The following is an 11253-nucleotide window of genomic DNA, read 5'->3' as shown; positions in this document are numbered from 1 at the left end:
CTGCGCGGCGGGCAGCACGACGTGCCAGGACAACGACGGCGGCGTCTGCGAGATCTCGAATCGTCCGTGCTTCGAGACCCGCATCACGCGCACCGGCGTGCCGTCACCGCTCGGCAAGTACTGCGCGTTCGAGAACAAGGCGTGCACCAGCAACGCCGACTGCACCAACGAGAGCGACGACTTCTGCGCGAACGATGCATCGCGGCCCGAGTCCGTTGCACTGTTCTGTGTTCCGGCCACGGCCAGCACGTCGATCAACCGCGTCGGCGGCATCACCGGGCCCGGTGCGGTTCAGTTCCGAGGCTTCGTGCAGGTCTGCCGCTGCGGCGACGGCAAGATCGGTTGCGACGAGACCTGCGACGACGCGAACACCGTCAACGGCGACGGCTGCGACGATTACTGCCAGGACGAGTGAACGTCGGACCGGCGGGGATGGATGCGATCGAAGAACGATGGCGCCGGTTCTCGATCGCACAGCCTCGGATCGTCCCAGGATTGTCCAAAGCCATTGCCGCGTCGCTTCGCTGCAAAAGTTGGCGAGCCGTCCGGGTTTCCCCTAGGATCGCCTGCTGTGCGCACCCTGCCAGGCTTTATGCCGAAGTACCGACCATCCCTGATCATTGCCGCTGTGCTCGCCGCCGTCGCCGCTTCCGTTGCGTGCGGTCCGGACAGCGACCCGGAAACCTTCGACATCGTGTTCAGTCTCACCGACACGCCGACGCCGCTGAAGTCGCTCAACCTCGAGGTCCGCTACGAGGGCGGAGATTTCGCCGGCAGTGGCGATACCGTCGCATGCAGCCTGACCGCCAGCTCGAATGGAGAAACCATCGTAGCGAGCGACAATCAGGACGATCGGCAGCTCGATATCGCCATCGATGCCTCGGACAAGCCGCTTACCGAAGGCTCCGATATCTTCGACTGCAACTTCCTGGGATCGCGGCAGCCGACGGCCGACGATTTTGACGTCACGGTCACCGGGGCGATCAACAACCACGACCACCCGGCGGATCCGTCCGAGATCTCCGTAGTCGTCACGTCGACATCCGTCATCTCCTCGACGACTTCGGCCGCAGGGCTCACGAGATGAGCGGTTATCGCAGCATCGTCCTGGCTGCGGCAGCCGCGGCCTGCGTCTCGGCCTGCCAGAGCGAGAACCACGATCTCGTCTCCGTAGTGGTGTCGCTGCCAGAGCAAAGCGTGAGCAACGTCGCCAAGGCGACGATCCTCGTCGACTACACCGGGACCGAAGCGCGCATCGCGAGCGAGGGCGGCAGTCCCGCATGCGCGTTCATCCTGCCTGGCGTCGACGGCGAATTTGCAGACGATCACAAAGGCACGCTCACGATTCACACCCGCGGCGCGCGTGCCCTGCGCGGTCCCGCCGATTTCGTCGCGTGCCAGATGCATGCTCCCGAAGGAGCAACCGCGCCGGTCCTTCACGACAAGCTCACCGTGCGCGTGGCCAGCGCGGAGGACGCGACCGGCAAGGCCATCGATGTTTCCGCGAAGAGCCCGCACGGCCACGCGTCTTCAGCCGACCGCTCCGACGCAGCGATCGAGGCCGCGCAGGCTTCGGCCGTCAAGGCTGCTGCAGCCATCGCGACGGCACCGTCGGCTTCACCGACGGCATCGGTTCCGGGAGCAGCCGTACCGGGCGCACCGGCGGCTCCTGCAGTCGCAATCGCGCCGACCGGGGCGGTTACGAGGCCGCTGGGGACTCCCGGCCCGACGGCCAGCGCGAACGTCCCGAATCGTGTTGCTCCTGCGGCTTCCAAGCCGCTCGTAGCCGGAGGAACGTCGTCCTTTGGCGGCAATGCCCCCGGGGCCGACATGGGCGGCTCAGCGGCCGCCAATGACGCTTCCAGCGGCAACGGCGGCGGAGGCGTGCCGTCCGGGGACGACGGCGACCCGGGCTATGACGACAGCTGCCCATCGAGCTGGCGCGCCTACACGCTCGAGATCTCTGTAAACCAGTCCTCCGCACCCCGGCTCGGCGCGCTCCAGCTCGAGGTGACACATCTCGGCCGGGCCGGGTGCTTCATCGGTCCCGGCGACCAGGTCGACTGCGTGCCGCTCGTCGACGCGCTCGTCGCGGCCAACTATCCGGGCGAGCGAACTGCCAAGATCGGCCTCATCAGCCTCCAGGGAATTCCGACGCCCGCCGCAGTGATGCGCTGCGGATTCAAGACCAAGGAAGCGTTGAGTCCCGCCTCATTCCTCGTGCAGGTCATGGACGCCTCGACGCCTGGTGGTGATCCGGTCGATCCGCCGCCGGCCGTTGCCGTGACCGTCACGGGGCGCTGACGACCTTGAAGCCGGAGAGGAAGAAGCCGGCGAAGAGCATCGGCTTCGGTCATCCTCTTCTCGACCTCGCGGCCGCGCTGCTGGCTGCGCTCGTGCTGACAGTCACCGCGTTCCAGCCGGCGCTCCATGCCGACTTCGTCTCGGACGATCTCAACGCCGTCGTCGACAACGAGTGGGTCGTCGGCCCGCCGGATCCGGTCGGGATTCTCCGTCACTTCTCGTGGTGGGGCGAAGCGCGCTCCGATCTGTATCGTCCGGCGACGACGCTCACGTTCCTGTGGAACAGGCTCGCCGGTCGCACACAACCAGCCGATTTCCGCATCGTCGACTTAGTGTGGAACGCGCTGTGCGCGGCGCTATTGTTTGCGCTCGCGCGCATGCTCGGGCTTGCGCGCGAATCATCGTTTCTTGCTGCAGCGCTGTTTGCCGTCCTGCCGATCCACAGCGAGCCCGTCATCTGGATCGTAGGCCGCGCCGAGCTCGGCGCGGCGAGCGGGTTCCTGCTCATCGCAATCCTGTGCCTGCTCTACCGTCGCGGAGGATCCTGGCTTCTGCTTGCCGCCACATCGCTTACGACCGCGGTAGCGATGCTGTTCAAGGAGAATGCCGTCACCGTCCTTTCGATGCCGCTGATCTACCAGGTGACATTCGGGCAGGTGAACGGCCGGCGCGATCGGCAGCTTCTCGTCCGTGACGCGCAAGCGTTCGGTGCGATACTCGCCGGTGCGGCCGTGTACGCGATGCTCCGTCACGGTGCGACGGGGCCTGCGCTGAATCTCGCGCCGCAATCGCTGCTGGACAATCCACTGTCGGTCCTACCCGTCGGAACGCGGCTGCTCGGCGCGCTCGCGGTCTTCGGACGCTACATCGCGCTGACGTTCTGGCCGGCTTCGCTCAGCATCGACTATTCGTTCAACGGGCTCGGAATCGGCCCGGGGTTCGTGGCGAGTCCGGACACGCTGGTCGCCGTTGCTTTTCTTGCCGCGGCTGCGGCAGCGGCACTGCGCGGCCCCTGGCGCCGCGACATCGTTGCGACCGGGCTTTTGATGGCCGCCGCCGCGTACGCCATCGTGTCGAACACGCTGTTCGCGATCGGAACGATACTCGGAGAGCGACTGTTCTATCTGCCGAGCGCCGGCCTTCTGATTGCGTTCGCCGCAATCGTCGAACCGTGGGTCACTCCGAAGCATCCGCGTGCGCGTGCGATACTGGCCATCGGTGTGCTGCTCATCGTGGCGGCGATCGGTGTCGATCGTCACCGCTCGCGCGAATGGCAGACGCCCGTCACGGTGTTCGAGGCCGCCGTTCGCACCGTTCCCGAAAGTGCCCGTGCCCAGATGGAGCTTGCCACTGCTTACGGCGCGGCGGGCCGCATCGACGATGCGAAGCTGCACTTTGCGAAGTCGCTCGCGATCAAGCCGGACTACGCGGCCGCGGCATACAACCTTGGGAACATGCTTGCTCATGCCGGACGGCTCGCCGACGCCGCCGCAGCATACCGGCAGGCGGTCACCGCCAATCCGCGGCTGTCGCGCGCATGGCGCAATCTCTCCCTGACGGAGAGAATGCTCGGCCACACCAGCGCATGGCTCGATGCGATCCGCGAGGCCGTGAGGCAGTTGCCGAATACCCCAACGCTCGAGAACGAGCTGGGCGAAGCGCTTCTTGCCGCCGGCCAGTATACGGAGGCGATCCCGGTCTATGACGCGATCGTCGCAAGCGGCAAAGCGACCGGCGCGACGTACTTCAATCGGGGAGTGGCTCGCCATCACCTCGGAGGATGCGAGGCCGCACTGGACGACTACCGTCGCGCGACCACTGCGCCGGATCCGCCACGCGAGGCGTTCCAGGCTGCAAACGGGTGCCTTCGGCAGCTCGGTCGCGAGTAGCAAACGGCGATGGAGTGAACCGCGGCGCAAAGTTGCAAACCGGGGTACGCGCCGTTAAGGTCCCCGGGCTTCGAGCAATCCGGGGTCCTGTCTGACCGCCTTTTCCGCATCCGAACGACAAAAGATTTCGCGCCTGCTGGTCGTGCACGTACTGTTGTGCGCGTGCGGCGTCGGGATTGCCGCGACCATCCTTTACGTCCACGGCCAGATCGACAAGCTCGGCAGCGGCTATACGAGCTTCTGCACCGTCAACGAGTCGATCAGCTGCGACAAGGTCCTTTCGAGCAGCTATTCGAGGATCGGCGGGCTGCCGGTCGCGTGGCTCGCGCTGCTGGCCTACCTCGGGCTTGCTTCGCTGTTTGCCGGCGCGGCGCGGACCAGCGACGACCGCACGCGCAGGACACTCGTCGGCCTCGCCGCCGCGGGCGTGATCGGTGCGCTGACATTCTCCGCGTACATGGCCGTGATCGCTGCCGTCCGCCTGGAGACGCTGTGCCTGCTCTGCGCCGGGCTTTACACGGTCGCGACGGTGAACGCCGGTGTGCTCACTCTCACCGGGCGGCGCATGTCGGCCGCCGGCGAGGCTCCGCTGACCATCACGTCGGCGGCGGCGATCTTCGCGGCCTCGGTCGCTTCGGTGGTCGTGCTCGGCTTGCTCACGTGGCCGCACACGACGACTGCCCTTTCGAGCGACATCCGTACGGCCGCCGACGTGAAAGAGGCCGATCCTGAGTTCTATGCCTGGTTCACCGGCCTGCCGAAGGTCGACGTGGCTTCGCTGCTGCGCGAGGACCAGACCGCGGCGCTATCGAGCGGCAAGGTCGTCCTCGTCGACTTCTTCGACCTCGAATGCGCCCACTGCCTGCGGAGCTACCACATGATCCGCGAGCTGGCCGCGCGGCGCGGGCAGGCCATCGAGATCGTCCACCGCCATTTCCCGCTCGATGCGGCCTGCAACGATATCGTCACCGAGTCCGTTCACACGTATGCGTGCCGGGCCGCCGAGGCCGCCGAGTGCGCGGGGCTGCAGGGCAAGCGCGACGAGATGATCGACATCCTGTTCAAGAACCAGACGCAGCTCTTTGCCGAGAACCTTCCGCGCCTGGCCGGAAAGATCGGGCTCGACAAAGACGCGCTCGAGCGGTGCCTCGATGAGCACCGCACGTTGCCGACGGTCCTCGCCGATGCCCGCGCAGGGGCCAGGCTGGATATCAAGTCGACGCCAACCCTCTTCCTCGGTGGGCGGCGCATTACGGGTGTGCTGGATGAGGTCCGGAAGTACGAAATGGCCGTTCTGATCGCGAGCGGGGGGGACGCCGCGCCATCGGGAACGCGGCCCTAGCGGCGTTCCCGCGTTGTCGCTGATTCGGCTATCAGCGCATCAATGCAGGGGTTTTTGAATCGTTCCGTGCGGCCATTCAGTCGCATCTCCACAAGGTGTTGCACGATTGCAATAGTGTCTCAGATCCCGCGGACGGCGTGAGATCCTCATCGAAGGCAGAAGTGCTTCCCTGACGGTAAGTTGCGCGATCGGGTCGCAAAACCACGGATTTCGGCGGTGGCACGCGAATTGCCAGACAGGGTCCGCCCGCGACGGATCCCAACACGGAAGATCTATCGCGAATTGGAGGTCCCCGTGAAACCTGAAACAACTTCCCTTTACGACAATGGTGTACGCAGCGGCTCCGTGCCGCCGTCGACGGTATCGCAGTCCACGGTCCGGTCGCCGATGCGTCCAATGACAACCGAAGGCACGTACAAGTTCGATCCGGAACGCCCTCGTCCGAATCTGACGCTCCGCGAAAAAGAGGTTCTTCGCCTGGTGTGCGACGGACTGACCAACTCGGAAATTGCGACCAAGCTGACCGTCTCCCGCGAGACGATCAAGTCCGAGCTGAAGCGCATTTTCCGCAAGATCGGAGTGGCCAATCGTACGCAGGCCGCTGTTCTGCTCGTCAAACAGGGCTGGCTCTAAAAGACGACTTGGGTCGCGGCTTCGGTCGCGGTAGTTTGTTCGCCGGTCGCGCCGATCCTTCGGCGCGACCGGAGCCCAGACGGAAAGCAGCCTTGACCCAGCGACCCCGTATCAGCTTCCAGTCCACTCTCGTTTCGCTTGCCGCCGCAGCGCTCGCTGTGGCCACCAGCGTCCAGGCCGCCGGCCGCCCCGCCGTCTACCCGGCCCTCAGCCCCGGACTCTCGCTCCTCGAGCGCAACTACCTGTTCGACACCGAGCTCAACCCTGCCCACCTCTTCGATGAAGCCGGCAAGGTGTTCTCGCGAGACGTCAACGACGTCACGGTTCGCAAACTGTCGGATCGCTCATGGCTGTACACGACGCCCGATTGCGAGCTTCAGGTCGAAGTGCCGGCCGATGCAACGGTGCGCTCGCTCGAAGCCCCGCTGACCGACGTCGGCCGCTTTCTCGAGGGTTGCTCGACGCACCTTCCTCCGCAGATGCCCGCCATGGATTCGTATCTTCTCGGTGGCGTTCTTGCCGGGCTCGACCCGTACTCGGTCGTTTTCGACGAAAAGCACCAGAACGAGCACAACATCCAGTACCAGGGAAAGCTCGCCGGCATCGGCGCCCGCATCGGCGCGCGCAAGAACCAGCTCACGCTGATCGAGGTTTATCCGGACTCACCGGCTGCACGCGCGGACCTCCGCAACGACGACGAGATTCTGCGCATCGACGACCTGTCGACCAAGAACATCCTTGCGACCGACGCCGTCGAACGCATTCGCGGCGAAGAGGGAACGACCGTCACGCTGCTCATCCGCCGCAAAGGCGAAAGCGAGCCGCGCAGCGTGATCGTCACGCGCGGGATCGTGATGATTCCGTCGGTGAAATCGAAGATCCTGAATGCGGACATCCTCTACACCGAGATCACCCAGTTCAGCCAGACGACGCCGGACGATTTCCGCCAGCATCTGCAGAAGGCCGTTGACGACAAGAACCTGCGCGGCGTCATCATCGACCTTCGCCGCAACTCGGGCGGCAGCATGAACGGCTCGGCATCGATCGGAGACCTGTTCCTGAAAGACGGCCTGCTGATCACGACCGCCGGCCGCGACGGCCAGCCCGCACGGGGCCTCACGGAAAAAATTGTCGCGAGCGGCAATGCGCCGTCGCCGGACCTGCCGGTGATCTTCCTGACATCGCCGATGACGGCGTCCGGATCGGAGCTTCTTGCCGCCAGCCTTCGCAACAACGACCGCGCGCTGCTGCTCGGCGAGCACACATTCGGCAAAGGCTGCATCCAGAAAACGTTTCCGCTGCACGAAACCAGCACGATGAAGATGACGGTCGGCAACTTCCTGCCGAACGGCCAGCCGATTCCGGGCGGCGGACTGGTGCCGGACATCGAGGTGCTCAACTACCGTGTCGGCAAAGGCCGTCTTGCGATACCGTCGCCGATTCACCAGTCGGAGATGCCGTTCTGGCTGCGCACGCCGAAATGGTCGAAGGTCGAGGCGACCCCGGCAGCGTACCGCCTCACGTTCGCCGAAGAGTTCCCCGAAGACGACCCGTCGCTGAACGACGACCCGGATGCCGAGCCCGAGGAAGAAAAGCCCGACGCGGACAAGCCCGACAAGATGGTCGAGATCGCCGCAGCCATCCTTCGCAATCACGGAAGCCGGTCGGCGAAACAGATGCTCGAGGATTCGCGCGACTTCCTCGAGCAGACCGTCGAGACATCCGACGCCGATCTGGCCGAGTTCATGTACGCGCACGGCCTCGACTGGACCGACGGCCCGCGCCCGCAGGCAGACCGCCGCTTTGAGCTGCAGGTCGTTCCGGTAACGCCCCTGCGCGCAGGCGAAGAAAGCGAAGTCGATGTGCGGCTGGTCAACAATTCGGGCGCGCCGTTTTACCGCGTGCGCGGGATCCTCGATTCGTCGTCGTCGGCGTTCGACGGCAAGCCGGTCGCATTCGGTCGCATCGAGCCCGGCGGCACGCGCGGATGGCGCATGAAGCTCAAGCCGTCCGGCACCTCGCGCACCGGGCGAGTCCGCGTCGATGCCACTCTGTTCGACGACGAAGGTGAGCTTCTCAAGGTCGCGCCGGTTCGCGTCGCGATCACGGAAGCGCCGCGTCCGCATCTGGCGCTTCAGACGCGCATCACCGCGGCCGCGGACGATCCGACGCGGCTCGACATCGTGCTCGACGTCGAGAATCGCGGCGCGGGGCCTACCGACAAGATCGTCGTGCGGCTCAAGCATCCGTCCGAAGAGCAGTTCGAGATCATCGAAGGGACCGGCGATACCGATTCGATCGCAGCCGGCGCGAAAGTTTCGTTTCCGCTCAAGGCGAGGCTTCTCGGCTCGTTCGACAAGATCCCCGACGCCACGATCTACGTGAGCGAAGCGCGCCACGGTCTTTATCTCGAGCGCAAGACTCCGCTGGACATCTCACCGGTCGTCGGTGCAGTCACGGCCGACGGCAAGCTGCCCGAGAACAGCGTGCAGGCTGGCCATGGGAACGCCGTGCGCGCCCTACCCGGCGCAAGCGGCGGCGACGCGACCGTCGAGAACACGCATGACGAACTCGGCCACGACGGCGTCAGCGGCGCGATCCGGCCTGACGCAAACCATGCAGCGGTCGGCGGCGGAGGGTCGGACTGGAACGAGCCGCCGAGGATCACGATCGAAGGCTTCGAGGAAGTCGGTGACAACCAGTACGAAGTGCTGATTTCGGCGACTGACGACCATGGCCTTACGCAGGTCCGCGCCCGCATCGACGACGATACGGTCGCGTACATCGAGCCATCCGGCCCGAACCGGACCTCGACGCAGATTCGCCTGCCGTGGAAGCCGAGCGATGACGTGCGCCGGCTGCGCGTCGACGCCGTCGACGATGAAGGGCTGAAGGAGCTGTACTCGGGATCCCTTTAGGGGAACCGCAGGTCCGGCTTCCCGGAAGAAGCCTGACCTGCCGCCCTGTCTTGCGCCATCTCCAGCGCGCCGGCGAACGCCGGCAAACGCTATCCAGCACTATCCATTGGATCAGTGGCCCGACGGCATGTCCTTGCTGTCGTCGTCGGAAGCCGCGCCGGTGTCACCGGAAGTTGCCTCGGCGAGCGCCTTTTCATCGATCTTCAGATCCGACTTCTTCTTGAGCTGGTCGATGAAGCCGGTCGTCTTTTCGCGCCGGCCCTCGCTGACCAGCTTCACCTTGATCTGGCTCTTCACCTGGTCGAACGGCTGCACGCTGCCTTCCTCGCGCCCCGTCCGCATGATGATGTGCCAGCCGAATCGCGTCTGGACGGGCGGCGAGATGTCTCCGTCGGCCTTCAGTGCAAACGCGGCGTCTTCGAACTCCTTGACCATCCTGCCGCGCCCGAACATTCCGAGATCGCCGCCGCGCTTGGCGTTGGAAAGGTCCTTCGAATACTGCGCCGCGAGCGCGGCAAACTGCGTCTTGTCGGCCTTGAGCTTGGCCTCGATCTCGTTCGCGAGCGCTTCGTTGTCGACGAGGATGTGGCTGGCCTTGACCTTCTCGGTCGAGAACTCCTGGGGATGCGCGTCGTAGTACGCCTTGACCTGCTCGTCGGTCACGGTCGCATTCTGCTGTTCCTCCATCACGCGCTGGACGATCAGGTGCTCCTTGAGCTCGTCGAGCCGTTTCTGGATCTCGGGATCCTTATCGAGGCCGCGATGAAGGCCATCGTCGTAGATCAGCTTGGAGATGATGTGGTTCTCGACGAACTGCTTGCGCCGGTCGGTGCTCTCGTCGAGGCTTTTGCGCGCCCGCGAGTTGAGCGACGAGATCGCTTCCCGGTAGTCGCCGAGCGTAAAGCTCTTGCCGTCGTAGGTTGCGATCACCGGTCCCGAAGCCGTGCTGGACGCCGGCTTGGCAACCGCAGCGGAGGACTTGGTCTCGGCCGCAGGCGCGGGTGCGCTCGCCTGGCGAGGCCCCTCCTGACAGCCCGCAAGGCAGGCTGCAGCGAGGATTCCGATCGTCGAGAGCACGCTGGTCGTGCGCGCGGTGCACCAGGGGCGCATCCGAAATCGAGCTTGCTTAAACATCTTGGGACTCCCTTGCGAGTGTGACCCCGGGCGTCGGCCCGCCGGTCATGGTCGCGGGATCATGCAGCGATCCGCGCGCGGTTTCCACGTTGGCCTGCCGGCGGCGTCCCCGGCGCCAGCGGTCGCGCCCGGAGCAGCGGATCGCATCGTCGCCGCAATGCGGAGGACCGGGCACCGCGGATCTCGATGCGCACCGGAGCGTCAGGTGATCGCCACCACCGCCCGGGATTTGCCCGGTCGCGCCACCACTCGACCGATGATGGCCGGCCTCAGTCCGCGCTCGTGCAACGCGAGCTCGTAGGCCTCCGCCTTGCGAGGCGACAGACTGACCAGCAGGCCGCCGGACGTCTGCGGATCGAGCACAGCCTCGACAAGCGCAGGAGAGACGTCCTTGCCGATCGCGAGGCGCGAGCCGAGCCATTCGCGATTGCGGCCGGCACCGCCGGTGAGGTAGCCGTCTTCTGCGAGCCGCGCGGTTCCCGGCAGAAGCGGAAGCTGCGCCGAGTCGATCTCGATGCGAACTGCGCCCGAAGCTTCTGCCATCTCGGTCGCATGGCCCGCCAGCGCATAGCCGGTGACGTCAGTGCAGGCATGGGCATCGAATCGCGACAGCAGCCGGCCGGCGACGTCGTTCAGCGCGACCATCGATGCGATTGCGAAGGCTTCCTCCTCGGCTTTTGCGACGCGCTTCTTGATGCCGGTGCAGACGATTCCCGTCCCGAGCGGTTTGGTGAGCACGAGGAAGTCGCCCGCACGTGCACCGCCGTTGCGGATCACTTTTTTCGGTCGCACCGTACCTGTGACGGCGAGCCCGAATTTGAGCTCGTCGTCCACCAGCGAATGTCCGCCGATGATCACTGCGCCGGCGGCGTCGGCGCGCTCGGCGGCACCTTCGAGAATGCGGACGAGCACTTCGAGCGGCAGCTTCTTCGTCGGAAAGCCGACGATGGCGAGAGCCACGAGCGGCTTTCCGCCCATCGCATACACGTCGCTGAGAGCGTTGGCCGCCGCGATCTGACCGAACTGGAAAGGG

9 protein-coding genes are annotated in these 11253 nt (G+C 65.5%); 7 read left to right on the top strand and 2 right to left on the bottom strand.

Going from position 1 to position 11253, the window contains the following annotated elements:
• The 7 genes from VN634_01750 to VN634_01720 form a co-directional block, all read left to right on the top strand.
• The coding region (locus VN634_01750) for a hypothetical protein (protein HXC49584.1) at positions 1–415 on the top strand (415 nt) is incomplete at its 5' end.
• Positions 416–571: 156 nt separating this feature from the next.
• Entirely contained in the window at positions 572–1087 is a 516-nt protein-coding gene (locus VN634_01745) for a hypothetical protein (GenBank protein ID HXC49583.1), read from the top strand.
• Entirely contained in the window at positions 1084–2304 is a 1221-nt protein-coding gene (locus tag VN634_01740; GenBank protein HXC49582.1) for a hypothetical protein, read from the top strand. Before VN634_01745 ends, VN634_01740 begins: the two co-directional genes overlap by 4 nt.
• A 5-nt stretch (positions 2305–2309) precedes the next feature.
• Positions 2310–4193, top strand: a complete 1884-nt coding sequence (locus VN634_01735) for a tetratricopeptide repeat protein (GenBank protein ID HXC49581.1) — start codon at positions 2310–2312, stop codon at positions 4191–4193.
• A gap of 142 nt (positions 4194–4335) precedes the next feature.
• Positions 4336–5535 carry a vitamin K epoxide reductase family protein gene (locus tag VN634_01730; protein ID HXC49580.1) on the top strand — a complete coding sequence of 400 codons (1200 nt, stop codon included), beginning with the start codon at positions 4336–4338 and terminating at the stop codon, positions 5533–5535.
• A 396-nt stretch (positions 5536–5931) separates the two neighbouring features.
• Positions 5932–6168: a LuxR C-terminal-related transcriptional regulator gene (locus VN634_01725; GenBank protein HXC49579.1), complete on the top strand. Its 237-nt coding sequence runs from the start codon at positions 5932–5934 to the stop codon at positions 6166–6168.
• A gap of 92 nt (positions 6169–6260) precedes the next feature.
• The gene (locus VN634_01720; protein HXC49578.1) at positions 6261–9086 is read left to right on the top strand and encodes a S41 family peptidase; all 2826 of its coding nucleotides are present in this window, start codon (positions 6261–6263) and stop codon (positions 9084–9086) included.
• Positions 9087–9197: 111 nt separating this feature from the next.
• On the opposite strand, the gene VN634_01715 is transcribed toward VN634_01720, so the two are convergent.
• Together VN634_01715 and selD are read right to left on the bottom strand one after the other, a co-directional pair.
• Positions 9198–10220, bottom strand: coding sequence for a peptidylprolyl isomerase (locus VN634_01715; GenBank protein ID HXC49577.1), 1023 nt, complete (start codon positions 10218–10220; stop codon positions 9198–9200).
• A 201-nt stretch (positions 10221–10421) separates the two neighbouring features.
• Positions 10422–11253: selenide, water dikinase SelD (gene selD / locus VN634_01710; protein ID HXC49576.1), on the bottom strand; the 832-nt coding region annotated here is incomplete at its 5' end.

It is taken from the genome of Candidatus Limnocylindrales bacterium, from assembly GCA_035571835.1.
Classification (GTDB): Bacteria; Desulfobacterota; Binatia; order UBA1149; family CAITLU01; genus DATNBU01.
Note: the sequence above shows the minus strand (reverse complement) of the source record. Positions and strands in the feature narration are given on the sequence as shown.

What these genes read in the sequence shown, in the direction of transcription:
- VN634_01740 (HXC49582.1), top strand. Translation starts at nt 1,084, where the DNA reads ATGAGCGGTTATCGCAGCATCGTCCTGGCTGCGGCAGCCGCGGCCTGC.
- VN634_01725 (HXC49579.1), top strand. Translation starts at nt 5,932, where the DNA reads ATGACAACCGAAGGCACGTACAAGTTCGATCCGGAACGCCCTCGTCCG.
- VN634_01715 (HXC49577.1), bottom strand. Translation starts at nt 10,220, where the DNA reads ATGTTTAAGCAAGCTCGATTTCGGATGCGCCCCTGGTGCACCGCGCGC.